We start from the raw sequence: 25476 nt of genomic DNA, 5'->3' as shown, positions 1-25476 counted from the left end.
TCTGGAGCATCCCCCATGGACGGATTCAAGAAGTTCCTTCTGCAGGGCAACCTCGTACAGCTGGCGGTGGCCGTGGTCATCGGCGCCGTCGTCGCGGACCTGATCACCGCCTTCACCGAAGGGTTCATCACTCCCCTCATCGGCATCTTCGGCGGGATCCCCACGTTCGGTGACCTGTACTTCGAGATCAACGGCAGCCGCTTCCTCTACGGGGCGTTCATCGACGCCCTCATCGCGTTCCTGATCACCGCCGCGATCCTGTACTTCTTCGTGGTCCTGCCGGTCGCCAAGCTCATCGACCGCTTCGACAAGGAGGAGGAAGCCACCCAGCGCAGCTGCCCGCAGTGCCGCAGCAACATCGACCGCGAGGCCTCCCGGTGCGCCCACTGCACCAGCGAGGTCGTGCCCGAGACAGCGTGAGACCCTCCAGAGCGCCTCGCTAATTGCCCTTGGCGGCCTTGTACTCCCAGTGCCAGGGCTCGAACGGGCTCGAGTAGGCCCACTGCGGGTGGTACCAGCCGAACCGCTGTGAGTTCTGCTCCAGCCAGTTGAACGGGGCCGAGCCCTGGTTCTGCACCCCGCCGCACAGGTCGACGGCCAGGCCCCAGCCGTGGTTACTGGTGCCGGGGACGGCCGCGTTCCCGGGCGGCTGCTCGGCGTAAACGCGGTGCTGGTTGGCCAGGTCGCGGTAGGAGCTGGTGAGGCACATCGACTTTCCGAAGCGCTCCTGGTAGGCCTCGTTCATCTTGAGGAAGTCGACGGCGGCATCGGCGCGCAGGTAGTGCCCGTCCTCGTAGAGCGCGCACAGCGCGTCCTTGGGCAGCAGCCCGTTGGGATACCCGGAGGCGGCTTCGCCCTTGGAGGGGTCGCACTCCACGCCGGCCATGTAGGCGTCGACGGACAGCCCGCGGTCCTCAAGCTCCTTCATGAGCTTGTCGGTGCTCTCCTTGGACTTCTTCTTCAGCTTCTCCAGCTCGTCCTTGAGCTCGATCTTCTCCAGCTGGTTCGACGTCTGCAGCTCCTGCGCGTCGCTGGTGAGGGAGGCCTGCTTGGACCGCAGCTTGTTGGCCTCCTTCATCAGCGCCTCGTTGTTGTCCGAGAGCTTCACGACGTAGGCCTCGGTCTCCAGGTCCTCGTCGAGCGAGCCGGATGCCATCAGCGCCAGCGTTCCGCCATCGGGGCGCTTGTACAGGGAGCTGGCAAGGTCGGCCAGGGGTTCACGCAGATTCGAGAGCTTCAGCTCGGTCTGCTGCAGGTCGTGCAGGGTGGCGACGAGCTTGTCCTGCGACTTCTCCAGAGCCTTCTCGCGCTTGGTGTACTTGTCTGTGGCCTTCTCCAGCTCTTTCTTGGCCTTGTCCGCCTGCTCCTTGAGCGTGTCGAGATCCTCATCAGCGTGGGCGGGCGCACTGACCGGCGCCATCGCCACATCCGCACCCGGCACGACGAAAAGCGCCATGGCGACCGTGACCATCACGGCCTGCGCCGCCCGCGCCCGCATCCAGCGGGGCGTCCTCAGTACGGACGGCGTCTCGACCACAGTCGGGGTCTCGATTCTCGTCACGCGCTTCTTCCGTCGCGTCGGATCGAGAATGAACGGCACGAGTGATCCTCCGGCTGCCTGTTTCGGTCGTACGCGTGGCCGCATCGCAAGCTACTACATGTCCACAACCGGACGCGCTGAGCAGAACGCAGGCAGTCGTGCCTGCGGCAAGGGAACTCAGGCCAAGCCACGCAGATGTGACATCAGTCACGAGAGGGTAATGACAACCCTGATGAGAGAAGAGTACTCAATCCTTCCTCGCCTCGACACCGCCCCTGCGACACCCACCCCCACTTCCCCACCTCCCGATCCCGCCCACCCGCCGCAAGAACGCGCATCCTCCGCTACCCTTGAACCCCGACAGGGCCTCATAGCTCAGGGGACAGAGCACCACTCTCCTAAAGTGGGTGTCGCAGGTTCGAATCCTGCTGGGGCCGCCAAGCTTGACCAGGCGTTAATCCGGAGAGTAGTTGAGCTTCGGGGGCGATGGGTTGCAGTTGGGGTTGCAGTCCACTGGACTCCATGACGCTCTACGCGTCGTTCAGCCCCACAGCGCGGCACCGATTTTCTGAGTCGCGCCACGCGTCAGCTCACTGCTGGCATGGATGTGCTGCTCTGTCTGGGAGATCTGCGAGTGTCCGAGGATCACTTGGATCGTGCGCGGATCCACCTCTAGTTCTGACAGCAGGGTCGCCGCCGTGTGACGGCCATCGTGCACACGGGCGTCTCGCACCTCGGCAATGCGAAGCACGTCTTTCCAGTCGCCCCAGTCCGCCCGCTTACCGATCGGTCGGCCGTCCGGCTTGCAGAACACGAGGTTCCACGTGTCATCCCACTTGTCACCAGCGATGTCGCGTTCGTGCTGCTGCCATCGCCAATGCTCGCGGAGTTCACGCACCAGCGGCTCAGGGAGCGGAAGGACAACCTTCTCCTGCCCCCGACCTTCGCTCACGCCCTTCCGGGGCGCGAAGTAGAATTCGCCGCCCCTCCGCTTCGGGCACTCCCGCCCATGCCCCTGGCAGTCCGGCGGGCAGGGGCGCTTCACCTCAGGGCAGCGGTGGGACTTGACGGTGCACTCGGGGCCGCACCGGTCGGTGTGATGCCCTGGGCAGTCCTTGGGGCACGGGCGGCGATGCCTGTCGCGCGTGCACGCGGCGATATCGTCGCAACCGTGCCGGTAGGGCTTGTGCTTGAGCTGCCAACCGGCGCGGAGTTCGGAGCGTAGGGTCTGGCTGCACTTCGCGCAGGTGTTCCGATCGGATGCGAAGAGATCCGCCGCGTCGTAGAAGTATCCGCAGTCATCGCAGATCCCTTTGATTTTTGACCAGCGCATTCCGCGCGCTTCTGCCTGCCGCAAGCCCAGTGCGAGCGCTCCTGACAGGCATTCCCCCCGAAGTGTGGACACCGTCTGATGAGGCAGCGAGCCTCAGGCTAACCGCCCACTGCTCATAGACGCGCGGGCTGAGCTGCCCGTTCGCCGTATGCCTCCGTCGAGTGTTGCAGCGACCGATCCACGAGAACACCGCCAACCTGGCCACTCTCGGGCTTGCCCACAGCCTCAGCGCTCGGCCATACAGGGTCTCGCGCTTCAACGTGGCGTTGGACGCCTCGGCCGCCGGGTTGTCGGCACTTAACCCCACCGCGCCCATCGACCACACCGCCCCGAGGCGATCACACAAATCCTCGAACTCCTCGGAGGTGTACTGGGCGCCGTGGTCGGAGTGGAGCACCGTCCCCGCGAAGGCTCCCGTGCTCGCGCCGGGCGGCCTGAAGCGCATCGGCTACCAGTTCGGTGCGCATGTGGTCGGCGATCGACCAGCCCACCAGGCGGCGTGAGAGCAGGTCGATCGCACTCGCCAAGTACAGAAACCGGCCCCTTTCGACGGGCAGATAGGTGATATCGCCGACGTAGCGGGTGTTGGGCGCGGCGGCGGTGAAGTCACGCCCGACCAGGTCCTCCACCGGGCCGTCCGATGGCTCGGGCACGGTGGCGCGGACCTTCCTGCGCAGGTGAACCCCCTGGATTCCGGCGGCGCGCATGAGCAGTTCCACCCGCTTGCGATTGACCCTGCGGCCCTTCTCGCGCAGCTCGGCGGTGATCCGCGGCGCCCCGCAGGCTGATGGCGTCCCGGCCGGCATCGTTCCAGCTGCGGCGGGGTTAGCGAGGACTACTTGCGGACGCGGAACCGGAGGATGGTGACGACGCCCGACCGCGTGCTGCTGACCGGTTCCAGATCTGTCCTGGCGAGGTCCGGGGACGAGAAGCGGATGCCGTCGCCGAGCAGCACCGGCAGTACGTACACCAGAATCTCGTCGACGAGCCCCCGCCGCAGACACTGGCCGGCCACGTCAGCGCCGAGGATCTCCAGGTCCTTGCCGCCCGCGGCGCTGCGCGCCGCGGCGACCGCTTCCCCGATGTCACCGGTGAGGAACGTGACCGCCGGGTCCGGCAGCTCCGGCGGCCTATGGGTGAGGACGAACACGGGTCCGGAAAAGGGGTAGTCCGTACTGCCCGGCTTGTCGGCCTCCATCCTGTTGGCCACCTCGTAGGTCCGTCGCCCGATGAGCATGGCACCCGTGGCCGCCGCGATCTCCGGGAACTCGTCCGGCGCCACGAAGTCGAAGATCCAGTCCATCGCGTGGCCGGGACCGGCGATGAAGCCGTCAAGCGACATCGACCTGTTCACGACCACCTTGCCGTTTCCGGTACTCGTATCGCTCATTGTGTTCATCCGTCCTACTTCGACCCGTTCCGGACCGCGGCCAGCCTCAGGGTGCCAGCGTGCTCCTGACGTGCTCCGTCCGCCTTACCCGGTCTGTGGTTGATGGGGCGGCTTCGCGCGGTTTGTGGACGCGGATACGCCACGTGACCATGTAGGTCTCTGAGGTCTGCATGAACGGGGTGTGGACTGCCCGCAGTGGCATTGTCGCGCGTGGGTGCGCGCGTGGTCGAGACCGGCCCGGATGGCGGGGACCTCGCTGCTGATGCCTGACAGCGGCTGGAGGCGCTGCCAGACCCGCGCTCACCGCGAGTGCGGGTCTACCCGCTGGCCTGCCTGGTCGCGATCGCGGTCTGCGCGTTCACCGCCGCCGGGAACGACCGGTTCACCGCGGTCGGGCAGTGGGGCAGGCGCGCCAGCCGGGAAGACCTGGCCCGGCTGCGCTGCCTGTGGGATCCGCTCACGGGCCGATACCGGGCACCGGATGAGAAGACGGTCCGGGTGGTCCTGAACCGGCTTGACCCGCGAGCCCTGAGCCGGGCACTGCTCGGACCGCGCTCGCGTGGCCTCCGGCCCCCGGGTGCCCGCCTTCGCCCAGCGTGCGTGGCTAGCGGGCCCAGCGCGTGCGCGAGCAGGCCAAGACGCTGGCCCGCGACGGGTTACGGGCGATGGCCGTGTATGGCACGACATCCCGCGGGGCCCGCCGCGCTGACGGCACGCGGGTCCATCTCCTTGGCGCCGCCGAGCACGGCGGGCACCTACTGGACCACATCGAGGTCGACATCAAGCACAACGAGACCAGCCACTTCACTGAACTCCTGGAACCCCTGGACCCGGACGGCGCCGTGGTGATCTTCGACGCCCACCACACCGTGCGGGGGAACCTGGACTGGCTGGCCAGGGAGAAGAAAGCCCACGACATCTCCGTCGTGAAGCGCAACCAGCCACTGCTGCACGCCCGCGTCAGGGCCCTGCCCTGGCGGCAGGTCCCGGCCGGCAGCCCGGCCCGCGGGCCGGGCACGGCCGCACCGAGACCTACACCCTCAAGTGCGCCCGCGTCAGCTGGTTGGACTTCCCCCCACGCCCGCCAGGCCATCAAGATCACCCGCCGTCGGCAGGACACTGCAACCAGCAGCACTTCCCGCGAGACGGTCTACGCCGTCACCACCCTGACCAGCGCCGAAGCCACCGCAACTGACCTGGCCCGACTGACCCGCGAGCACTGGCCCATCGAGGAACACCACCACATCCGGGACGTGACATTAGGTGAAGACAATTCCACCGGCCGGACCGGCAACGGGCCCGTCAACCTGGCCACCATCCGCGCCGCCATCACCGCAGCCATCAAAGACGCCGGCTACCTGCACATCCCTGAAGGCCGCCGCGACCACACCACCCCCACCGAAGCCCTCCACCTCCACGGCCTCGGCTGGGACAGAAACGAACATTCACGGAACGCGCCGGAGCCCTGTAGCGGAGGGGCGGGTGAACCACCTCAAGACAGTCAAACGACAGATGTATGGGCGGGCCGGGCGCCGTTTCCTCCGGAAACGCGTACTGCTCACAGCTTCCGGTTAACCACCGGAGCGGGGCCGTTTCCATCACGAAATATGGGCCAGATCCAGTATTGGCGTGTCGCCGACATCCGTCAGAGGTTTACGCTCAACTTCTGAAGAGCTGTGCTGCGTTGCCCCTTGAGTGCGCCTTCCAGGAAGGAATCGCCGTAGAATCCATAGACGCCGCTATTCCGAGAACCGGAAATCACCCCCCTGCCTACTTCTCGTGCCGCCTCCGGCAGCCCTGCCGGAGGCGGCGAGTTCGCATCACGCGACGGCGGTCCCCTCAACTTCGACCATCAGGGTCGGGATCGCCAGCCGTGTCACCCCGAGCATCGTGGTCGGCGGCGCCACCCCCGCGGCGCCCAACCGTGACGCCAGCACACCGTAGTGCTGGAAAAGCAGATCGACGTCGGTGGTGTAGACGTTGAGCCGAACGAGGTTCGCGAAGGACATGTCGGCCTTGCCGAGAACGGCCTCCAGATTGTCGAGGCTCAGCGCCAACTGCGCCGCCATGTCACCGTCGTGCTGGGGTTTGCCTTCGGCGCTCATCGCGGTCTGCCCGGAGCAGTACAGGGTTCGGGTGTTCCCGGAGACGATCTCCCCCTGGTTGAATCCCATTTCCGCCGACCACGTCACTGGATTGACCGCCGTGCGCTCTACTGTCACATCAGCTCCATTCGAGTCATCGCGAGTACGTACATCCATCGGCGTGGTAGCCGCCATCTTGACGTCGCGGTGACGAGCCTGCCAGGAAATCACGACATCCTGTGTCGTGTATTCCTGTAAAGTTTCCATATGCGCGCCGACCGATTGGTATCGCTGGTTCTGCTGCTGCGCCAGCACGGTCGGCTGTCCGCAGCCGAGCTCGCCCGCGAGCTGGAGGTATCCACCCGCACCGTGCTGCGTGACATCGAGGCGCTGTCCGCGGCCGGCGTCCCGGTCTACGCCGAACGCGGTCGGCACGGCGGTTTCGCACTGCTGCCCGGTCTGCAGACCGAGCTCACCGGACTGAACCACGACGAGGCCCTCGCCCTACTGGTCGCCGGATCACGCTGCGGCGCGTCGGTATTCGGCCTCGGCTCGGCGCTCGCATCGGCCATGCGCAAGGTGGTCGACGCGCTCCCGGAACACCATCGGGCCACCGCGGCCAGCTCCGCCCAACGAGTGCTCATCGCCCCGGAGACCGACCTCCTCGCGCGTCGGCTGATCGACGAGGAGATGCCCGACACCGTCGTGACCGAGGTCCGGCGCGCAGTGTTCGCCGGACACAAGCTGCGCATCCACTACGCGGCTGCGGATCAGGCCCCGAAGTGGCGCACGGTGGAACCGATCGGCCTGGTCAACGTCCGCGATCAGGGCTACTTGCTGGCCACGAGGTCCGGCACGGACCGCACTTACCGGCTGTCCCGGGTCTTGGCCGCCGAGGAACTCGACGAACCCGCACAACGACCGGACCGTGTGGATCTGGACCGGGTCTGGCAGGAACGAAGTACCCGGTTTCGGACCAGCGGCGACCAGGTCACCGTGCTGGTACGGGTGAACCCGGCGCGGCGCGATGACCTCGTGAGCACCACCCTGGCCGTCCGCGCCGAAGAAGCCGACGCGGACGGCCGGCTGCGGCTGGAGGTGACCTTTCAGGACTCGAGACACGCCGAATGGGCGTTGTGGCAGCTCGCCACGGACGCCGAGGCCCTGGACCCGCAGTGGTTGCGCACCTCCCTGCGCAACCGCGCCGCCAAGGTCGCCGCCCGCTACGGAGCGTCATCCCGACCGTCGGCCTTCTGCGAGCCGCCGCCGACGCGATTCGGACCGCTCTCTGCCGGTACGTGCCGGGAGCGCCGAACCGCGCGCAACACGCGGCGCTGCCTTGTGGACAACGGTCGGAGTCCATTCGTCCGTCGGCAGCATTGATCGAGTGGAACACGTCGAACGTGTCGGCGGGATCGCATCGGTGGCCTACCCGCTGCGGAGGGTGCGGCGGAGCTTCGCGAGGAGCTCACGCAGGGCGCGTTCCCCAACGCGCTGCGTGGGGCGATAGTAGTCCTTCCCCACCAGTGCGTCCGGCGGGTACTGCTGCTCCAGGACTCCATCGGGGGCGGCGTGGGGGTAGCGATCGCCAACAGCGTTGCCCAGCTTCTCGGCGCCTGCGTAGCGACCGTATCGCAGGTAGGCGGGCACCTCACCGACGGCGCCCGCTCGAACGTCGGCCATGGCCTCGTCGATCCCGGTGATCACCGCGTTCGACTTCGGCGCCATGGCCAGGTGCACGGTGGACTGTGCCAACGAGAGGCGGGCCTCGGGCATCCCCGTCAGCTGGACCGTCTGTGCCGCGGCGACGGAGGCCCGCAGGGCCTGCAGCATCGGCTCGCTTGTGCCGAAGTCCATCTCCGCGACGAAGGCCCCGGTCCTCCCCCCCCCGCAGAACACCCGTGCCGCGGTCAGACCAAGCCATCAATTGCGTAATATGAAACTGATTGCGCTATACCCAACTCTCATCGAGAATGTGGGTGCAGGTTCCCCAACAGTCCAACGTCGGGTTCCTCGCCCCACGCGTCCGTCCGGGACAGCCGCGCCCCGGCGGGACGAGGGACCGCTAGGGGTGATGTCGTTGCGTTTCCCGACCGACCTGGAGATCGTCCGCGACGCGGCCCTCGAGCCGCTCACGAGCGTCGCCGAACGCATGGGCCTACCGCCTGAGCTGCTCGAGCCCTACGGCGACCACGTGGCCAAGATTCGCCTGTCAGCCCTCACTGACCTCGCCGAGCGCCCCCGCGCCCGGTACGTCGTCGTGACCGCGGTGACCCCCACCCCGCTGGGCGAGGGCAAGACCACCATCACGGTCGGACTCGGCGACGGGCTCAACCGCATCGGCCACCGCACCTCCATCGCGCTGCGCCAGCCCTCCATGGGACCCGTCTTCGGAATCAAGGGCGGTGCGGCCGGCGGCGGCTACAGCCAGGTCGTGCCGATGGAGCGGCTCAACCTGCACCTGACCGGCGACATCCACGCGGTCGGCGCGGCCCACAACCTGCTGGCCGCGCTCCTGGACAACCATCTCTACCGGGACAACGCCCTGGAGATCGACCCGCACGACATCTCCTGGCGGCGGGTGCTCGACGTCAACGACCGCTCCCTGCGCTCCGTCATCACCGGGCTGGGCCGCCGGGCCGACGGCGTCCCCCGCCAGACCGGCTTCGACATCACGGCGGCGTCCGAGGTGATGGCGCTGCTCTCGCTGTCCTCCTCCGCGCGCGACATGCGCGCGCGGCTGGGCCGCATCATCGTGGCGGGCAGCCGCGCGGGCAAGCCGGTGACCGCCGAGCAGATCGGCGGCGCGGGGGCCATGGCGGCGATCCTGCGCGAGGCGATCAAGCCCAACCTGCTGCAGACGCTGGAGCACACCCCGGTCCTGGTGCACACCGGCCCGTTCGGCAACATCGCCACCGGCAACTCCTCGGTGATCGCCGACCTGATCGGGCTGCGCTGCGGCGATTTCCTGGTCACCGAGGCCGGGTTCGGCGCCGACATGGGGGCGGAGCGCTTCTTCAACATCAAGTGCCGCGTGTCGGGCGAGGCTCCCGACGCCGCCGTGGTGGTGGCGACCGTGCGCGCGCTCAAGGCGCACTCGGGCCGCCACGCGGTGGCCGCCGGACGCCCGCTCCCCGACGGGATGCTGCAGGAGTCCCCAGAGGACGTCCGCGCCGGCGCGGCCAACCTCGTCAAGCAGATCGAGAACTGCCGCCTGCACGGGGTGTCCCCGGTCGTCGCGGTCAACGCCTTCCCCACCGACCACGCCTCGGAGCTGGAGGAGGTGCGTCGGATCGCGGCCGAGGCCGGGGCGCGCAGCGCGGTGTGCACCAACGTCGCCGACGGCGGCCGGGGAGCGGAGGACCTCGCGCGGGCCGTGGCCGAGGCGGCCGGAGAGCCGTCCGCGTACGCTCCCCTCTACCCCGAGGACGCCTCGATCCGGGACAAGGTGGAGACGGTGGCGCGCAGCGTCTACGGGGCCGACGGCGCCGAGTTCTCCGAGGCGGCCGAGCGCCAGGTGCGGGCCTGCGAGCGCAACGGACTGGGGCGACTGCCGGTGTGCATCGCCAAGACGCACCTGTCGCTGTCCGCCGATCCGTCCCTGCGCGGCGCGCCCACCGGCTGGACGCTGCCCGTCCGGGAGGCCCGCCCAGCGGCGGGCGCCGGGTACGTCTACCTGATCTGCGGGACGATGCAGACTATGCCGGGGCTGGGCAGCTCGCCCGCGGCCTACAGCATCGACCTCGACGACGACGGGGAGATCACCGGCCTGTCCTGAGGGGTTAGCGGGGCGGGCGGTTTCCGGTCGGCGGCCTTCGCCGCCCTTCGCTGGAGGCCGCCCGTCCGCGGTCGCGGACACGACGCCCTCTTTCTTCGCGGGCCCATACGGCCGCACGAGGGTCGCACCCGCCGACACGGGGCCCGCTCTCACCGGTTCCATGGCGGACGAGGGCCCCTGGCACGAGCCCTCGTCCTTCGAACGGCATCCGACGGCTGTCACTTGCAGACTCTGACGCCTTACACCAGGGCCAGTCCGAGGGCGGTCCTCGCCACGGCAGCTCCTGCGGCCTTCACCGACACATCGAGTTTGCGCCCCATCAGATATCCCCCTTCTGACGCGAGGCCGATTGCGGCCCATACACCCAAGGGTCCTCGGGGTTCGGCAGGAGGCGCCATGCTTTTCGATCGCTGGTGAGAACCTTCCAGGTCAAGGTCTTCTGTAAAAGCTCTCGTCTCCCGCTTCACGGGGGTGCGTCAGTGTTTTCCGCGAGCGCGGGTCGCGCGCCTCGCCGCATGTTTAGTTGACAGCAGGCGTGGTATCAAAGTTGAGCGAGGAAGCATCAAGTCTATTCGTCCTGGGAGGTGACCATGATGCTGATGCGCACCGACCCCTTCCGCGAGTTCGACCGCATGGCACAGCGCCTGCTGGGTGACACCGCCCGACCGGCGGCCATGCCGATGGACGCGTACCGCGAGGACGACACGTTCGTGGTCCACTTCGACCTGCCCGGCGTGCGCGCGGACTCCATCGACCTGGAGGTGGAGCGCGACGTGCTGACTGTCAGCGCCACGCGCGACAGCGCCGTTCAGGGTAAGGACCCCCTCGTCGCGGAGCGTCCGTCGGGCGTCTTCTCCCGTCAGCTGTTCCTCGGTGACGCCCTGGACACCGACAACGTCACCGCCTCCTACGCGGAAGGTGTGCTCACGCTGCACATCCCCGTGGCCGAGCAGGCCAAGCCGCGCAAGATCAGCGTGACGGAAAGCTCTGGTCCGGTGGCTGAGATCCAGGCCTGAGCGACACACGGCGACGGCCCACTCATGCTCCCGCCGTGGAGCATGAGTGGGCCTGCTTGTGTCGGCATTCGGGTCACTCAGCGAGTGGTCACCGCAGGGGGCGCCATCCGTACCTCACCGGGTCCTTGGGCAGGTAGTGCACCGAGCCATAGCGGTAGCCGTAGCGGTACTTGTTGAACTTGACGCTCTTGCCGTAGACGTACCAGGTACCGGGGTAGCCCTGCTTCTGCCAGCTCCACTGGTGGACGACGCCACCGACGCGCGCGGTCGTGTCGGTGATCCGGTACCCGCTCGGCTTCCACTGCACGAGCTGGTTGGCCGCCGTGCTCAGCTGCGAGTAGGACTTGAAGGTCGTTCCGGCACTCACCGGCATGCCCTCGGGCCGGAACCGCGGGTAGGTGAACCGCTCACCGGACATCGTCAGGTTGGAGAGGTTGGTGCTCGCGCGGAACAGCACCGGCTGGGACACCGAGTGGAACCGCCTGAGGTCGGTCCGGAAGTAGACGTTGACCTTGCCGAGCAGGTAGGGGCCGAAGCCGAAGTATCCGACGCTGGAGAAGTTGCTGCTCACCGAGGAGTAGCGGGACCAGCACGCCTGCGAGGTGCAGTAGGTCTGCTTCTGCTGCCCGGTGGCCTCATCGGCGGCCTTGACCGCGGCGTCGTGCGCCTCGGCCTGCTTCTGCTTGTCGCTCAGGCAGAGCCAGTTGCCGCTCCGCTCCTCGACCGGAAGGTCGCACTGCTCCGCGCCTACCGTCGTGATGTCGGTCTGCGTATAGGCACGCTTCACCGGCGACTCCGCGGAGGTATTCGCGGTCGCCGGCGCGGCCATCGACAGCGTCATCGCCGCGGCCGCCGCCAAAAGAAAAGCGATCCTCATCATTTATACTCCTTTCAAGCAATAATGATGGGCCGATCTATGCGCATACTTCGATTCAGCGAATAAACCGTCAAGGAGATATAGATGGCCGGATCCGGCCAAGATCAGAATTAATCGGCATGCGCTTCGCCTGACATGCGACAACAAAGATCAGAATAAATCAAGTCAAGAGTTTGACATTAGAAGGAGCGACGACTCCGCATTCGTGTATTTTCGCCGGACCACCAGCGAATCGACCTTCAACTGTTCATCGCGCGAACCATTTCAGAGGCATCGAACCCGCAGCCGATCAAACCATCCCGATAACGCCGCTTTCGCGCCGATTCGTGGAAAATGCGGCGGAATGAGCGCCAGATCCACCGCAGCCCTGGGAGCGCGACCCGCCCGCCTGCACCACCGCAGACAGCGCACCCTTCACGGCATTCCCACATTTTCCCCGAAAACACCACCGACCATTGATCGGCGTGGTAGGGATGAGGTTGGTCTGCCGGGCGCGTGTCATATTCATCGCTTCTCCGCTCCTTAAGATTCTCCGCGCAGATCCGGACGGCCACCCCACAACGGACCCGATCCCGATGTCACCCCTGTCGATTCTTGAGAATTCTTCTGGAGCGTTATGACACTCAGCCCCTTGTCCCTCCTCATCGCGGTCGCCGTGCTGACGGTGGCCGGCGTTGTAATCGTGCGCCGGTTCGGATTCAAGCCTCAGGAGGACGGCGGCGCGATCGGCAGCCTGATCATTCCGTGCCTGCTGTCCATCTATCTGATCGCCGTCGCCATGGGAATTGTCATCGGTTGGGAGAACAACCGCCAGGCCGCGGACGACGTGGTCGCCGAGGCGACAACGGCGACCGACCTCTACTGGAGCACCACGACGTTCCCCTCCGGCAGCGGGGAACAGGTACGCCGGGAGCTGCGCACCTACGTCGAAACCGTGATCCGCAACGACTGGCCGGAGATGCGGCACGGTGAGCTCAGCCCCGCGGGCGACTCCGCCCTCGGCCGTCTCAGGGCGAGCGTGGCCGAAGTCCCGACATCGGATCAGGCCGCCGCCCTCGACCGCATGGTCGCCCGGCAGGAGGTGTCCGGGCTGGTCGACAAGCGCATCGAGCGGGCCGACTCAGCCCAGGCCCACATCCCCCGCACCCTCGTCCTCATCACCGCCATCACCGCGCTCGCCATCGCCGCCCTGCCGTTCGGAATGGGCGGAACGCGCACCCGGGCGGGCCTCTTCTGGTCCGTGACCAACCTGGTGATCGTCGTGTCGACGGTGGCGGCACTGTTGTTCCTGGACAACCCGTATGCCGGACTCATCCCGGTCGAATCGGAACCGCTCGAGCAGGCCCTTGTCGGATTCGACCGGATCGACCAGGTCACCGGGCGATTGTGAGGCGCCGCGGACGTCTCCTCCGCTCGGGCTAGAGACGCATCCGGGAGGCACCCACGGAGACGGTGATGGCGATGATCGCGGCGATCACCATCATCCGCACCGGAGGGAAGTGACTGGCCGGCGCCTCCGACCCTCCGTGCGGCAGGGGACCGACCTGCAGATGGACCACCTCGTTCTCGTCGTCGTCCGGCTTCGCCGGTTTCTCCGGCGGCTCCGGCTCTTCCCGGTCCGGTGCGGGCTCGTCCTGGGGAACGGCCACCGGCTCCGCGATCGGGGCCGCGGCCAGCCGGGGTGGGCGCGGCGGGGCTGCGCCGGGCCGCCGGGCGCGGGGTGCGGGGGCGGCGGGCACCGGCTCGGGTGCTGGATCGGGCGGCGGGGGTGGCGGCGGTTCCGCGGGCTCCGGGTCGGCAGGGGGCAGTGGATCCGCCGGCGGTTCGGGCGGTTCCGGATCCTTCGGCGGTTCCGAGGGCTCTGGTGGCGCGGGAGGCTCGGGCTCGGGGGGGTCCGCTGGAGGCGGGGGCGCGCACCCCGGTCGGCCGACGGACAACGCGACCCCAACTGCGGCGACGCAGACGTTGACATCCACCCCGACACCCACAGCGCCGCCGGGGGTCGTTCCCGCGGACACATCGGCCTCCGCGTCGACGCTCACACCCTCCACAGCGTCGGCATGGGCCGTGTCGGCCGCACCCCCCACGACTGTGACGAGTGCGATGGCCACCACCGCTCCACGAGCGGCGGAGCCGGACGCACAGCTTTCCACCATTTCCACCCAGATCCCCTCGTTGGCGATATTCTGCGCGTACTGCGAAGGAAAAGGAGACCTCCTTACGAGGAGTAACCAACCAATTCCACAACGGCCATGATGTGCGATGCCGATTGGCCTGTCAGTCGAAATCCAGATATCTGGCCGCCGCACCCACAAGAACGGGAAATGGGGCGTTCTTTTCCGTCCCGCCTGAGCGGACCGTTTTATCGGGGGCGGACCCGGCCATTGCACGCCTCGCAGGCACGGCCACCGGTCCACCACCCAGTCCACCCGCCCCAACCACGGGGGTGTCGATGGGCCGACGGGACCGCGCACCGTAAGGTCGGCATGCACCCGTGGCGGGCGCGGCACCCGCCCCGCCGACGACCACCGACAGGGACATCCGCATGACCGACGCAGAGCCGGGCCTCCGCCTCGACATCAAGGACGCCGTCGCGACGATCACCATCGACCACCCGGCGAAGCGCAACGCGATGACCGCCCGGATGTACACCGACCTCCCGCCGCTGCTCGCCGAGCTGCGCGATGATGCCGCCGTGCGGGTGGCCGTCCTCACCGGCACCGGCGACACCTTCTGCTCCGGCGCCGACATCTCCGCGCTCGACGACATCACCGGCGAGAACGACCTTCCCACGGCCGCCGAAGAGGCGGTGGCGGCCTTTCCCAAGCCGGTCATCGCGGCGATCCGCGGCCACTGCTACGGCGGCGCCTGCCAGCTGGCCGCGGCCTGCGACCTCCGCATCGCCGCCGACGACGCGCGGTTCGCCATCACCCCGGCCAAACTCGGGATCATCTATCCGGTCAGCGCCCTGGCCCGGCTGGTCCACCTCGCCGGACCGGCCACGATCAAGCAGCTGGTCTACTCTGCCGACCCGGTCGACGCGGACCACGCCCTGCGCACCGGGCTGTGCGACGAGGTGGTGCCGGTCGAGCGGCTCCACGACCGCGTCGACGAGCTCGCCCGCACCATCGCGGGGCGATCGCAGTTCACGGTGCGCGCCACCAAGGACATCATCGACCGGATCAGCGCGGGCACCCTGACCGACGACGTCATCCACGGCTGGTTCACCGAGATGCGCACTTCGGGGGATCTCGACGAGGGTGTGGCCGCATTCCTGGAACGACGTGCCCCCGATTTCCGATGGAATGGTTGATCTTCACGATCAATACGGCGAGGAACCCGTTGAGAATTGGACGATTCAAGGTGGGCGCACAGGGTATTCGTACGATAACGGCTGGGCACCACGCAGTCCTCCGTCAGCGGCCCGGCCGACCCCGTATGGATCGTCCCCCGCTCGTGAACGGAGATCCCCGGCATGGTCAGCATTATCAGCCGCTCCGCCTGGGGAGCGCGCCCCCCACGCAGCCGGAGCACCACCACCTGGAGCCGCCGCGTCGAAGTGACGGTGCACTACAGCCAGGGCCCCACCACGCAGACGCCCAGGCAGATCCAGGACTACCACATGGATTCCAACGGCTGGGCCGACATCGGCTACAACTTCCTCGTCGACAATCAGGGCAACGCCTATGAGGGGCGCGGCTGGCTGGTGATCGGCGCCCACGCCGCCCCGCGCAACACCGAGGGCATCGGCGTGTGCTTCATCGGCCGGGACGGCGACGCCACCAGCGCCGCCAAGCGCACCATCCGCGCTCTGTACGACGACGCCAACCACCGTGCCGGGCGCACCCTGGCCCAGAAGGGCCACCGCGATATCAATCCCACGTCGTGCCCGGGCGACGACCTGTACGCGTGGGTCAAGTCCGGGATGCCCGTCGACGGCGAACCGCCCCCGGACACACCGCCCTGGCCCGGGGTGTACCTGCGCTACCCGCCGATCACCCGCCATTCCTCGGTGACGACCTGGCAGTCGAGAATGCGCTACCGCGGCTGGCGCATCACAGTAGACGGAGCCTACGGACCGAAGTCCAAGAACGTCTGCGTCCAGTTCCAGCGCGAGAAGAGGCTCCTTGTCGACGGAATCGTCGGCCCGCAAACCTGGCGCGCTACCTGGGAGGCCCCGATCACCCCGTAGCACCGAGGAGTATCGGGAGGTTGGGCAGGGCGGGAGCGCTGGTCCGCGTCTCGCTTTCCGCTGCCGTGACACGACGGTCGCGTCGTTCCCCCGGAGCAGCGCCCGCCCGGGGGAACGCTCAGTCGAACGCGCCGGACGACTTGCGCGCGATGCCCGCCATCAGAGGCCAGTGGTAGGGCTCGAACTCCTCGAACGGCATGACGTCGGGACCATCGGGGTCCTCCGGGTACCACCGCGACAGGTACTCCAGCCCCGGCGGGACCAGCTCCATACCGAAGAAGTGGTCGTACACCTCGTCCAGCGAGCGCAGCCACCCGGTGCCGAGCGTCTCCAGGCAGGCGCGCGACAGCGCGTGCTGGGCGGGGTGCCCGGTGTCCGGCCAGGTGGTGATGAACAGATGGCTGCCCGGGCACATCGGGCGCATCAACTCGGCCAGGATCTCGTTCGGCTTTTCCGAGTCGTGCAGGTGCATCATCATTCCGACGACGAGGAGCCCGATCGGGCGGTCGAAGTCGAGGAACGCACTGACGCGGGGGTGTCCCAGGATGTACTTGGGATCGCGCAGGTCAGCCGTGATGACAGTGGTCGTCCTGTTGTCCGCGAGAAGGGCGCGGCCATGCGACAGCACCATGGGGTCATTGTCGACGTACATGACCCGGGCACCAGGAATGATCTCCTGGGCCGCGTCGTGCGTGTTCTTCATCGTGGGCAGGCCGCAGCCGATGTCCAGGAACTGGTCGACTCCCGCGACGCGCGCCATGTACTGCACACCGCGAATCAGCGCTGCCCGATTCAGCGCCGCGGCCTCGCGGGAATGCGGCAGATGGGCTTCAATAACCTCGGCGGCGTTCCGATCGGCCTCGAAGTTGTCTTTGCCCCCGAGAAGCGCGTCGTAGACACGAGCCGCTGAGGCAGAGGACAGCCCGAAGTCGGGAAGATACTTCCGGTCTTTACCGGATGCCGCCCCATCGGTAGTGCTCATGGCCACGCCTTTTCGTGTAGGTCGAATCATCGGCCGCCAAGCCTGACGCGCGAGCTGGGAGGCGCGGATCACTCCGTACGACCGCCACGCACCGGGAGGTCGGAGGCGTCCGGGGTGCTGTGTACGCCGCCCTCCGGCCGCGCCGCGTGGCGGTCGCGACGGTCTCCCGGGGCACCGGTGTCCGGGGGAGCGGTCAGTCGGGTGACTTGCGCGCGATGCCCGCCATCATCGTCCAGTGGTAGGGCTCGAACTCCTCGAACGGCATGACGTCGGGGCCGTCGGGATCCTCGGGGTACCACCGCGAGAGGTACTCCAGGCCCGGCGGGACCAGTTCCATCCCGAGGAAGTGGTCGTACACCTCGTCCAGCGGGCGGATCCACCCGTTGCCGAGCGTCTCCAGGCAGGCGCGCGACAGCGCGTGCTGGGCGGGGTGCCCGGTGTCCGGCCAGGTGGTGATGAACAGATGGCTGCCCGGGCACGTCGGGCTCATCAACTCGGCCAGGATCTCGTTCGGCCCGTCCGAATCGTGTAGCTGCATCATCATCCCGACCACGATCAGTCCGATGGGCCGGTCGAAGTCGAGGAACGCACTGACGCCGGGGTGTCCCAGGATGTACTTGGGATCGCGCAGGTCGGCGGTGATGACCGTGGTCGTCTTGTTGTCCGCGAGAAGGGCGCGGCCATGCGACAGCACCATCGGGTCATTGTCGACGTACACCACATGGGCGTCCGGGATGATCTCCTGGGCGGCGTCGTGCGTGTTCTTCATCGTGGGCAGGCCGCAGCCGATATCCAGGAACTGGTCGACGCCGGCCACGCGCGCCATGTACTGCACACCGCGAATCAGCGCATTCCTGTTCAGCCACGCGGTCTCGCGGGATTTCGGGAGATAGGCCTCGAAGACGTCGGCGGCGTTCCGATCGACCTCGAAGTTGTCTTTGCCCCCGAGAAGCGCGTCATAGACACGAGACGTTGAGGCAGAGGACAGCCCGAAGTCGGGAAGATACTTCCGGTCTTTTCCGGAAGCCATCCCATCGGTAGTGCTCATGGACCAAGCCTTTTCGTGTACGTCGAGGGGTGTCTGCATCGTACGCCTCGAGGTTTTCCGTTGTCTTCGTCTTCGCGACACCCGGATGTCCGATCGGGGCCGAAAAAGGCGCGATTGGAGCACCGGGGGCCAGAGCACACGCGCGGCGCCCCCGCCCCCGGCCGCGGTACGGCTCAGTCGCGGGCCACCGGCTCCTGCAGCTCGCTCACCCATTTCTCCTGGTCACCCGGGGTCTCCAGGTAGTACTCGCGGTGGTAGCCGTTCGAGTGGTACCCGTTGGCCTCGATCCAGCGGGCCAGGGACTGAGTTGTGGACACGACGTTATCCATGGAACCGCGATGCACGATCGTCGCCGCCTGCACGATTTCGGGCAGGTCCACGACGTTGAAGTCGTGGCCTTCAGCGGGTTCGACGTTGACCGGAATGCAGGCGTGTACGACGACCGCGCCGTCGCCCTCCGCCGCGTCCTCGTAGTAGGCGATGGCGGGCCCCGTGGGTGTCAGTCCGGCGCGGGTCAGGCGCTCGCAGAGGTCATCGTAGAGCGGGCCGATGACCGGCCCGATCGCCGCGGGCTCGAAGCCGGCCGCGGTGCCGGTCAACTCGGCGACGCGAACCGTCGGGATCCGCTTCAGAACAACGTCGTCGGTGGGCATATGCCCCTCCTCTTCGATCGTGTGGAGCCGCGCCTCGACACCGGCCAGCCGGGCGGCGTCCGCGTCGATGCGCGCCTGCAACTCGGCCCGCCGCAGCTTCAACATCCCGCGCAGCTCCTCCGCGCTCACCCGCCCGTCGAGGACGGTGCGCACCTGATCAAGCGTGAATCCCAGATCCTTGAGCGCGATCAGGCGGTTGAGCCGGGCGAGCTGCGCGGCGTCGTAGTAGCGGTAGCCGGTGGCTCGGTCGGTCCGCGCCGGCCGCAGCAGCCCCATCGCGTCGTAATGACGCAGCATGCGGACCGAGACGCGGCCGTGCCGGGCGAAGTCTCCGATACTGAACATGGCGGTTCCCGGTGTACGGCCTGACACGATGTCAGGGTCAACCCGTCGCCGACCGAGCCGATTCCGATCCCGCCGGCACTCCCGCGGACCTCCGGTCAGACCAGGGTGCGCGCCTGGGCGTAGTGGCAGGCGGAGGCGTGCCCCTGGCCATGGTCGACGAGCTCGGGGACCTCCTCGACACAGCGGATCCGCTCCGTCTCCGACAGCTCCGCGGCGAACTTGGGGCAGCGCGTCCGGAACCGGCAGCCGGACGGCGGCGCCGACGGGCTCGGGACGTCGCCCGTCACCAGGATGCGTCGGCGCGTTCGCTCCTTGCGCGGGTCGGGCAGTGGGATCGCGGAGATCAGCGCCTGGGTGTAGGGGTGTGCCGCGCCCCTGAAGAGCTGGTCGGTGGTCCCCGTTTCGACGATCTTGCCCAGGTACATCACCGCCACCCGGTCGGCGATGTGCCGCACCACCGACAGGTCGTGCGAGACGAACAGGTACGACAGCCCGAACTCCGCCTGCAGGTCCTCCAGCAGGTTGATCACCCCGGCCTGGATCGACACGTCGAGCGCCGAGACCGGCTCATCGAGGATGAGCACCTTCGGGCGCAGCGCCAGCGCCCGCGCGACGCCGATCCGCTGCCGCTGTCCGCCGGAGAACTCGTGCGGGTAGCGCGACCCGTGCTCCGGGTTGAGGCCGACCGTGCGGAGCAGGTCGCGCACCCGGTCGCCGCCGTCGTCGCCGAACAGGCGGTGGATGCGCAGCGGCTCGGCGATGATCTCGAAGACGGTCATGCGCGGGTCGAGCGACGCGAAGGGGTCCTGGAACACGATCTGCAGGTCCCGCCGCAGCGGGCGCATCGCCGCACCCGTGAGGCCGGTCAGCCGCCGGTCCCGGTAGCGCACGTCGCCGCCTGTCGCCGAGAGCAGCCGCAGCAGCAGGCGGGCGGTGGTCGACTTTCCGCAGCCGGACTCCCCCACCAGCGCCAGGGTCTCCTCCGCCCGCAGTTCGAGGGAGACGCCGCAGACGGCGTGGATCTCCCCGATGCCGCGCCGGAGGATGCCCTTCGAGCGGACCGGGAAGTGCTTGACGAGCTCGTCGGCGACGAGCAGGGGTTCTCCCGGGCCGGTCGCGGTGCCGCGACCGGCGGGGGTCCGCGGGGCGGCCTCTGCTGCGGCCGCGTCCTTCGCCGCTGCCGCCTCCACCGCCCGGACCGCCTCCGCGCTCTCGGCGTCGAGTGCCGTCGGCTGGAACAGCTCCTCCGGCCGCGTCTCCCCCAACCGGTCGCGGAAGTGGCACGCCGCTGCGTGCACCCCCGGGTCCCCGCCGACGTCCGTGCCGCGGTCCGGACTTCCGGCGCCCCTGGTGGACTCCGGCACCGCCAACAGCGGCTCCTCGCGCCGGCACACCTCCTCGGCCATCGGACAGCGGGGAGCGAACGTGCACCCCGAAGGCAGGTCCAGCATCGACGGGGGCGTGCCCAGGATGGAGGCGAGCCGCTCGTGCCGGGACTCGTCCATCCTCGGCACGGCGCCGAGCAGCCCCAGTGTGTAGGGCATGCGCGGGGCGTGGAAGACATCGTCCACGCCGCCGGTCTCCACCATCCGCCCCGCGTACATCACCGCGACCCGGTCGACGTGCCCGGCGATCACGCCGAGGTCGTGGGTGATGAGCACCAGCGCCGCGCCGGTCCGCTTTCGCGCGGTCTCCAGCGCCTCCAGCACCTGGGCCTGCACGGTCACATCGAGCGCGGTGGTCGGCTCGTCGGCGATGATCACATCCGGGTCATTGGCCATCGCGATCGCGATCACCACCCGCTGCCGCATGCCGCCCGACAGCTCGTGCGGGTACGCTCGCACCCGCTGTTCGGGGAACGGGATGCCGACGATGTCCAGCAGCTCCACCGCCCGCGAACGGGCCTGCCGCTCGGTGACACCGTGGTGCGCCCGGACCGCCTCGGCGATCTGCCGACCCACCGTGTACACCGGGTTGAGCGAGGTGAGCGGGTCCTGGAAGATCATCGCGATGTTGTTCCCGCGCACCCTGCTGATCCGCTCGTCGTCGAGCCCGACCATCTCCCGGCCCAGTACCCGCGCGGATCCGGCCACCTGGGCCGTCTTGGGCAGCAGGCCCATGATCGCCAGGGACGTCACCGACTTGCCCGAGCCGGACTCGCCCACGATGCCCAGCGCCTCCCCCCGCCGCAGCCGGTAGGAGACCCCGCGCACGGCCCGCACCAGGCCGTCGTCGGTGGGAAAACCGACGGTCAGGTCCTCAACCTCCAGCACGGTCTCGCGCTCCGCCGTCGCGCCCCCGCCCAGGACGTGCGTGTCCATCGTCGTCATCTCGCGCACCACCGTCATCTCCGCACCATCGTCTGCCGGGGGTCGAGAGCGTCCCGGAGTCCGTCGCCGATGAAGTTGATCGTCAGGCAGATCAGCACGATGATCAGGCCTGGCGGATAGAAGAGCCACGGCCGCGTGAACGCGGCGGTCCGTGCGTTGTCGACCATCAGTCCGAGCGAGATGTCCGGGGACTGGATGCCGAACCCTAGGAACGACATCGACGCCTCCAACAGGATCGCCACCGCGATGAGCAGCGTCGCCGCCACGATGATCGGGCCCGCGGCGTTCGGCAGCAGGTGCCGGAACACGATCCGCGCACCCGAGGCGCCCGCCGCCCGTGCCGCCTCCACGAACTCCTGCTCGCGCAGGGACAGCACCACCCCGCGGACCACCCGCGAGATCGTGGTCCAGGAGAACGCGGCGATGATCAGCGCGACCGCGTACCAGGTCGTGCCGCCCCGGAAGTTGCCGCCGATCGCGGAGACGACGACCAGCAGGGGCACCACCAGCATCACGTCGACGACGCGCATCATGATGGCGTCGGGCCAGCCGCGCAGGTAGCCGGCCACTGCGCCCCACACCGATCCGACGGCGGTCGCGAGCAGCGACACGGTCAGCGCCACCTTCAGGGTCTGCTGGGTCCCGCGCATCAGCTGGCCGAGGACGTCGTGCCCGGCGTTGGTCGTCCCGAAGGGGTGGGCCAGGCTGGGCGGCTGGTTGCCCGGGACCTCCCGGTGCACCAGGTGGTCCCACTCCCACACATAGGGGCCGAGGAACGCGAACGCGGCGGTGGCGATGAGGAGAACGAGGCTGATCACGGCCGGGCGGTGGCGCCGGAAGCGCGCCACGATGACCCGCGTCTGGCTGCGCTGGTGCGGCGTGGCCACCGGATCCGCCTCGGCGTCCCGTCCCCCGGCCGGCGTTCCCGTTTCTACGTCCGGCCCCGGCGCCGGACCCCTCGCGTCGGGGCCGGTCGAGCGGCCCGCCCCGCGGCCTTCGGTGTCACTCATAGCGGATCCTCGGGTCGAGAACGGCGTAGAGGAGGTCGGCGACGAGGTTGGCGGTGATGACGATGACGCCGCTCAGCATCAGCCACCCCATCAGGGCATAGGAGTCGCTGTGCTTGATCGCCTGGACGAAGAAGTCGCCCAGGCCGCGCCATTGGAAGACGGTCTCGGTGAGGACGACCCCGTCGATGATCCCGGCGATGGTCACCGCCGCCACGGTGGTCAGCGGAATGAGCGCGGTGCGCAGCGCGTGGCGGCGCATCACCACCCGGTTGGTCAGGCCCTTGGCGCGCGCGAGTCGCACGTAGTCGCTGTTGAGCACCTCCAGCATGGAGGTGCGCTGGTAGCGGCTCCAGGCCGCGTAGCCCGTCAGCATCAGGGCGAGGGTCGGCAGCACGAGGTGCGCGGCGGCGTCACTCAGGTGTTCGAGGGGCGTGAAGTCGCGGGTGTCGGGCGACGAGGCGCCGATGGTGGCGAAGAGCCGTACGCCGGCCTGCTGGTTGGCCCACACCCCGGCCTCCTTGACCAGTGCGGCCAGCCAGAAGGTCGGCATGGCGAGCGCGAGGAAGCCGATGAAGGTGAGGGTGTAGTCGATCTTGGAGTACTGGCGCATCGCGCTGATGACGCCCGAGAGGACGGCCAGCCCGAGGGCCAGCAGCACCGCCACGGTGACCAGGCGCGCCGTGGTGGCGAGCCGCTCCGCGATGTGCTCGCCGATGTCGTAGTGCGGGCCCTGCACGGACGGTCCGAACTTGCCCTGCAGCAGGCCGATGTCGCCGTTGCCGCCGATGCCGGTCAGCCACAGAACGTAGCGCTCGGGCATGCTGCGGTCGAGGTAGAGGCGTTCCCGCTCCATCTCGATCACCTCGGGCGCGGGCGGGGGCTGCTGGATGAGCAGGTCGGCCAGGGGATCTCCGGATACGTCGATGAGCAGGAAGGACAGAAGGGAGGCCGCGAGGAGGACGGGGATCGTGCCCAGGAGCCGCCGCACGGTGTAGACGAGCATGGGGTGGTCCCTTCACGGGGTCGCCGGGAGGGCGGCCGGGCCCGGGGTGTCGGGGTGACCGGGCCCGGCCGTGTCGCAGGCGGGTACAGCGCCGACGGACGGCGACGGACCGCTACTCGGCCACCTGCCCCCAGGCCCCGATGTTGTACAGGGCGCGGTTGCTGGACTGCCGGTTGTCGCGGATGTTGGTGAATCCCTCGTTGACGAAGGCGTAGTTCGGCTCGTGCAGGATGGGCAGCACGTAGGCGTCCTGGACGACGAGCGCGGCGGCCTGGTTGGCGTACTCGGCGGCCTCGTCCAGGGTGGTCGCGGTCTGCACCTTCTCCGCGAGCTCGTCGACCTTCTCGTTGGAGTAGTTGCCGAAGTTGCTGCCGCTCTCACTGTGCCAGTACTGCGCCGGGCTGGAGGTGAAGAAGGGGTCACCGCTCCACCCGAACTGCGCGATGTCGTAGTCCTGGCCGCCGAGCATGGCGCCGAGGTCGTCGGTCACCTCGATGTTGGTCGTGACGCCGATGTCGGACAGCTGGGACTGGATGATCTGCATGGAGGTGCTGCGGGTGACCGTGTCGGTCGCGCGCAGTCGGAACGGCCCGACCTTCTCGCCGTCCTTGGTGAGTGTGTCGCCGTCGAGCTCGTACCCGGCGTCGGTGAGGATCTTCTCGGCCGCCTCGACGTCGCCGCTGCCCTGCCCGGTCTCGGAGATGACGTCCTTGTGATACGGGCTGTCCGCGCTGAAGATGTGGTTGGTCTTGACCTTGAAGTCGGGGAAACCGGCGCCGAAGTTCCGCTCGGCGATCTCGTTGACGTCGATGGCCGTGAAGATGGCGCGGCGCAGCTCGACGTCCTTCAGCCACTTGTTCTCGGTGTTGAGGTCGATGTGCTCCCAGCTCGGCCCCGGGCCGATGTCGAAGTAGGTCGTGCCCATGCCCTTGATCTGCTCGATGATGTCGGCGTTGTACTGGGCCGGGTTGCCGCCGTCGATCTCCCCGTTGGTCAGGGCGGGGACCCAGGTGCTCTCGTCCTGGATGAAGCGGACGATGACCTTGTCGAGTGTCGGCTTGGTCTCGCCGTAGTAGTTCTCGTTGGGCTCCTTGATGACCTGGTTCTCCAGGTCGCCCTCGACGATCTTGTAGGGGCCGCCGGAGTAGTCGGGCCGCGTACCGTGCAGCCACTCGAAGTACTCCCCGAGGTCCTTGGGGTCGTCGACGTCGAGACCCTGCTCCTCGGCGAGGTGCGCGGGGTGCAGGCCGCCGGAGATGCCGTGGACGTCGAGGAAACCGAACCACTCGGCGTCGGCCTTGCCCTCCTTCAGGGTGACCGTGACCGTCTTGCCGTCGTCGGTGCCCTCGACCTTCTCGACGTTGTCGTACTTCTCGGGCGAGCGCGAGGTGCAGCCGTCGCAGTGGCCCTCACCGGGACTGGTCGCCATCTTCCAGGTGACCTCGAAGTCGTCGGCGGTGATGGGGGTGCCGTCGTCCCACACCGCTTCGGGGCGGAGCTTGAACTGGAAGCTGAAGGGGTCCTCGCTCAAGAGTTCCGGTTCCTCGGCGAGCAGGTCCATGTTGTATTCGTACGTCTCGCCGTCGGGCGCCCACTGCCCGACATAGGGCAGCACACCGGAGAGCATCTGCACGGTGTAGACGCTGCCGCCCTCGGGTGATATCGCGCTCCAAGCACCGGGAACCGAATTCACCATCCAGGTGATCTCGCCTCCCTCGGCGCGCTCACCACTGTTACACGTGTTCGGTTTCTCCGAGCAGTCCTCCCACCCGCGGACCGCACCGTCGCCGCCATTGCCGCCGGTACATGCGGTGGCCACCATCGCCGCGGCGGTCAGCACCGCGGCAAGTCCGGTCACCGATTTTCGCTTGAGCACGGTTCCCATCCTTCGCATA

At 68.2% G+C, this 25476-nt stretch carries 22 protein-coding genes, 1 tRNA gene and 2 pseudogenes; 10 read left to right on the top strand and 15 right to left on the bottom strand.

Annotated features, from left to right (window positions below; genetic code table 11):
• Positions 1-15: 15 nt before the first annotated feature.
• Positions 16-420 carry an MscL family protein gene (locus CDO52_RS06225; RefSeq protein WP_017619986.1) on the top strand — a complete coding sequence of 135 codons (405 nt, stop codon included), beginning with the start codon at positions 16-18 and terminating at the stop codon, positions 418-420.
• Positions 421-439: 19 nt separating this feature from the next.
• Here CDO52_RS06225 and CDO52_RS06220 read toward each other — a convergent pair whose 3' ends face one another.
• The gene (locus CDO52_RS06220; RefSeq protein WP_394296727.1) at positions 440-1600 is read right to left on the bottom strand and encodes a D-alanyl-D-alanine carboxypeptidase family protein; all 1161 of its coding nucleotides are present in this window, start codon (positions 1598-1600) and stop codon (positions 440-442) included.
• 304 nt (positions 1601-1904) lie between these two features.
• Here CDO52_RS06220 and CDO52_RS06215 point away from each other — a divergent pair.
• Positions 1905-1980 (top strand) — tRNA-Arg (locus CDO52_RS06215).
• 101 nt (positions 1981-2081) lie between these two features.
• Here the strand turns inward: CDO52_RS06215 and CDO52_RS27225 are convergent.
• The 3 genes and pseudogenes from CDO52_RS27225 to CDO52_RS06195 all read right to left on the bottom strand — a co-directional run bounded on the left by CDO52_RS27225 (position 2082) and on the right by CDO52_RS06195 (position 4263).
• Entirely contained in the window at positions 2082-2897 is an 816-nt protein-coding gene (locus CDO52_RS27225) for a tyrosine-type recombinase/integrase (RefSeq protein WP_232524393.1), read from the bottom strand.
• 58 nt (positions 2898-2955) lie between these two features.
• Positions 2956-3652: pseudogene (locus CDO52_RS28570) on the bottom strand (IS3 family transposase); the annotation flags it as partial.
• 56 nt (positions 3653-3708) lie between these two features.
• A complete protein-coding gene (locus tag CDO52_RS06195) occupies positions 3709-4263 on the bottom strand; it encodes a dihydrofolate reductase family protein (protein WP_017619988.1) in 555 nt (184 codons plus the stop codon).
• Between the two features lie 276 nt (positions 4264-4539).
• Here CDO52_RS06195 and CDO52_RS29400 point away from each other — a divergent pair.
• Positions 4540-4797: pseudogene (locus tag CDO52_RS29400) on the top strand (transposase family protein); the annotation flags it as partial.
• Between the two features lie 86 nt (positions 4798-4883).
• The gene (locus CDO52_RS06185) at positions 4884-5933 is read left to right on the top strand and encodes a transposase (RefSeq protein WP_157745451.1); all 1050 of its coding nucleotides are present in this window, start codon (positions 4884-4886) and stop codon (positions 5931-5933) included.
• A 150-nt stretch (positions 5934-6083) separates the two neighbouring features.
• On the opposite strand, the gene CDO52_RS06180 is transcribed toward CDO52_RS06185, so the two are convergent.
• Positions 6084-6437 (bottom strand): RidA family protein, encoded by a 354-nt coding sequence (locus CDO52_RS06180; protein WP_017619990.1) that lies wholly within the window; start codon positions 6435-6437, stop codon positions 6084-6086.
• 177 nt (positions 6438-6614) lie between these two features.
• Here CDO52_RS06180 and CDO52_RS06175 point away from each other — a divergent pair, with 177 nt between their 5' ends.
• Positions 6615-7730: a helix-turn-helix transcriptional regulator gene (locus CDO52_RS06175; protein ID WP_017619991.1), complete on the top strand. Its 1116-nt coding sequence runs from the start codon at positions 6615-6617 to the stop codon at positions 7728-7730.
• Between the two features lie 45 nt (positions 7731-7775).
• On the opposite strand, the gene CDO52_RS06170 is transcribed toward CDO52_RS06175, so the two are convergent.
• The gene (locus CDO52_RS06170; protein ID WP_017619992.1) at positions 7776-8204 is read right to left on the bottom strand and encodes an AAA family ATPase; all 429 of its coding nucleotides are present in this window, start codon (positions 8202-8204) and stop codon (positions 7776-7778) included.
• Between the two features lie 217 nt (positions 8205-8421).
• Here CDO52_RS06170 and CDO52_RS06165 point away from each other — a divergent pair, with 217 nt between their 5' ends.
• Both CDO52_RS06165 and CDO52_RS06160 read left to right on the top strand, forming a co-directional pair.
• On the top strand, positions 8422-10125 hold the full coding sequence (locus CDO52_RS06165) for a formate--tetrahydrofolate ligase (protein ID WP_094932252.1): 1704 nt from the start codon (positions 8422-8424) through the stop codon (positions 10123-10125).
• A gap of 590 nt (positions 10126-10715) precedes the next feature.
• Positions 10716-11141, top strand: coding sequence for an Hsp20/alpha crystallin family protein (locus tag CDO52_RS06160; protein WP_026126039.1), 426 nt, complete (start codon positions 10716-10718; stop codon positions 11139-11141).
• Positions 11142-11229: 88 nt separating this feature from the next.
• Here CDO52_RS06160 and CDO52_RS06155 read toward each other — a convergent pair whose 3' ends face one another.
• Positions 11230-12021: a hypothetical protein gene (locus CDO52_RS06155; RefSeq protein WP_152471738.1), complete on the bottom strand. Its 792-nt coding sequence runs from the start codon at positions 12019-12021 to the stop codon at positions 11230-11232.
• Positions 12022-12634: 613 nt separating this feature from the next.
• On the opposite strand from CDO52_RS06155, the gene CDO52_RS06150 reads away from it, so the two are divergent.
• Positions 12635-13408 carry a bestrophin-like domain gene (locus CDO52_RS06150; RefSeq protein WP_017619997.1) on the top strand — a complete coding sequence of 258 codons (774 nt, stop codon included), beginning with the start codon at positions 12635-12637 and terminating at the stop codon, positions 13406-13408.
• Positions 13409-13436: 28 nt separating this feature from the next.
• Here CDO52_RS06150 and CDO52_RS27215 read toward each other — a convergent pair whose 3' ends face one another.
• Positions 13437-14129, bottom strand: coding sequence for a hypothetical protein (locus tag CDO52_RS27215; protein WP_157745448.1), 693 nt, complete (start codon positions 14127-14129; stop codon positions 13437-13439).
• A 434-nt stretch (positions 14130-14563) separates the two neighbouring features.
• On the opposite strand from CDO52_RS27215, the gene CDO52_RS06140 reads away from it, so the two are divergent.
• Positions 14564-15331, top strand: a complete 768-nt coding sequence (locus CDO52_RS06140; RefSeq protein ID WP_094932806.1) for an enoyl-CoA hydratase/isomerase family protein — start codon at positions 14564-14566, stop codon at positions 15329-15331.
• A 162-nt stretch (positions 15332-15493) separates the two neighbouring features.
• Complete coding sequence (locus CDO52_RS06135; RefSeq protein WP_017620000.1) at positions 15494-16210, top strand: peptidoglycan recognition protein family protein; 717 nt, start codon at positions 15494-15496, stop codon at positions 16208-16210.
• 118 nt (positions 16211-16328) lie between these two features.
• Here CDO52_RS06135 and CDO52_RS06130 read toward each other — a convergent pair whose 3' ends face one another.
• The 7 genes from CDO52_RS06130 to CDO52_RS06100 form a co-directional block, all read right to left on the bottom strand.
• A complete protein-coding gene (locus CDO52_RS06130) occupies positions 16329-17192 on the bottom strand; it encodes an SAM-dependent methyltransferase (RefSeq protein WP_094932805.1) in 864 nt (287 codons plus the stop codon).
• A gap of 193 nt (positions 17193-17385) precedes the next feature.
• Entirely contained in the window at positions 17386-18240 is an 855-nt protein-coding gene (locus CDO52_RS06125; protein WP_094932251.1) for an SAM-dependent methyltransferase, read from the bottom strand.
• Positions 18241-18413: 173 nt separating this feature from the next.
• Positions 18414-19238: a MerR family transcriptional regulator gene (locus tag CDO52_RS06120; RefSeq protein WP_017621417.1), complete on the bottom strand. Its 825-nt coding sequence runs from the start codon at positions 19236-19238 to the stop codon at positions 18414-18416.
• Positions 19239-19333: 95 nt separating this feature from the next.
• Positions 19334-21568: an ABC transporter ATP-binding protein gene (locus CDO52_RS06115; RefSeq protein ID WP_232524478.1), complete on the bottom strand. Its 2235-nt coding sequence runs from the start codon at positions 21566-21568 to the stop codon at positions 19334-19336.
• 14 nt (positions 21569-21582) lie between these two features.
• Entirely contained in the window at positions 21583-22578 is a 996-nt protein-coding gene (locus CDO52_RS06110) for an ABC transporter permease (protein WP_083920119.1), read from the bottom strand.
• Positions 22571-23581, bottom strand: coding sequence for an ABC transporter permease (locus tag CDO52_RS06105; protein ID WP_017621414.1), 1011 nt, complete (start codon positions 23579-23581; stop codon positions 22571-22573). Before CDO52_RS06105 ends, CDO52_RS06110 begins: the two co-directional genes overlap by 8 nt.
• A 112-nt stretch (positions 23582-23693) precedes the next feature.
• Positions 23694-25466 carry an ABC transporter family substrate-binding protein gene (locus tag CDO52_RS06100; RefSeq protein WP_017621413.1) on the bottom strand — a complete coding sequence of 591 codons (1773 nt, stop codon included), beginning with the start codon at positions 25464-25466 and terminating at the stop codon, positions 23694-23696.
• Positions 25467-25476: the final 10 nt, after the last annotated feature.

It is taken from the genome of Nocardiopsis gilva YIM 90087, assembly GCF_002263495.1.
Taxonomy (GTDB): domain Bacteria; phylum Actinomycetota; class Actinomycetes; order Streptosporangiales; family Streptosporangiaceae; genus Nocardiopsis_C; species Nocardiopsis_C gilva.
Note: the sequence above shows the minus strand (reverse complement) of the source record. Positions and strands in the feature narration are given on the sequence as shown.

Bases quoted from the DNA above. Each gene is read 5' to 3' on its own strand.
- CDO52_RS06225 (WP_017619986.1), top strand. From the start codon at position 16: ATGGACGGATTCAAGAAGTTCCTTCTGCAGGGCAACCTCGTACAGCTG.
- CDO52_RS06195 (WP_017619988.1), bottom strand. From the start codon at position 4,263: ATGAGCGATACGAGTACCGGAAACGGCAAGGTGGTCGTGAACAGGTCG.
- CDO52_RS06180 (WP_017619990.1), bottom strand. From the start codon at position 6,437: ATGGGATTCAACCAGGGGGAGATCGTCTCCGGGAACACCCGAACCCTG.
- CDO52_RS06175 (WP_017619991.1), top strand. From the start codon at position 6,615: ATGCGCGCCGACCGATTGGTATCGCTGGTTCTGCTGCTGCGCCAGCAC.
- CDO52_RS06170 (WP_017619992.1), bottom strand. From the start codon at position 8,204: ATGGACTTCGGCACAAGCGAGCCGATGCTGCAGGCCCTGCGGGCCTCC.
- CDO52_RS06165 (WP_094932252.1), top strand. From the start codon at position 8,422: ATGTCGTTGCGTTTCCCGACCGACCTGGAGATCGTCCGCGACGCGGCC.
- CDO52_RS06160 (WP_026126039.1), top strand. From the start codon at position 10,716: ATGATGCTGATGCGCACCGACCCCTTCCGCGAGTTCGACCGCATGGCA.
- CDO52_RS06155 (WP_152471738.1), bottom strand. From the start codon at position 12,021: ATGATGAGGATCGCTTTTCTTTTGGCGGCGGCCGCGGCGATGACGCTG.
- CDO52_RS06150 (WP_017619997.1), top strand. From the start codon at position 12,635: ATGACACTCAGCCCCTTGTCCCTCCTCATCGCGGTCGCCGTGCTGACG.
- CDO52_RS06140 (WP_094932806.1), top strand. From the start codon at position 14,564: ATGACCGACGCAGAGCCGGGCCTCCGCCTCGACATCAAGGACGCCGTC.
- CDO52_RS06135 (WP_017620000.1), top strand. From the start codon at position 15,494: ATGGTCAGCATTATCAGCCGCTCCGCCTGGGGAGCGCGCCCCCCACGC.
- CDO52_RS06130 (WP_094932805.1), bottom strand. From the start codon at position 17,192: ATGAGCACTACCGATGGGGCGGCATCCGGTAAAGACCGGAAGTATCTT.
- CDO52_RS06125 (WP_094932251.1), bottom strand. From the start codon at position 18,240: ATGAGCACTACCGATGGGATGGCTTCCGGAAAAGACCGGAAGTATCTT.
- CDO52_RS06120 (WP_017621417.1), bottom strand. From the start codon at position 19,238: ATGTTCAGTATCGGAGACTTCGCCCGGCACGGCCGCGTCTCGGTCCGC.
- CDO52_RS06115 (WP_232524478.1), bottom strand. From the start codon at position 21,568: ATGACGACGATGGACACGCACGTCCTGGGCGGGGGCGCGACGGCGGAG.
- CDO52_RS06110 (WP_083920119.1), bottom strand. From the start codon at position 22,578: ATGAGTGACACCGAAGGCCGCGGGGCGGGCCGCTCGACCGGCCCCGAC.
- CDO52_RS06105 (WP_017621414.1), bottom strand. From the start codon at position 23,581: ATGCTCGTCTACACCGTGCGGCGGCTCCTGGGCACGATCCCCGTCCTC.
- CDO52_RS06100 (WP_017621413.1), bottom strand. From the start codon at position 25,466: ATGGGAACCGTGCTCAAGCGAAAATCGGTGACCGGACTTGCCGCGGTG.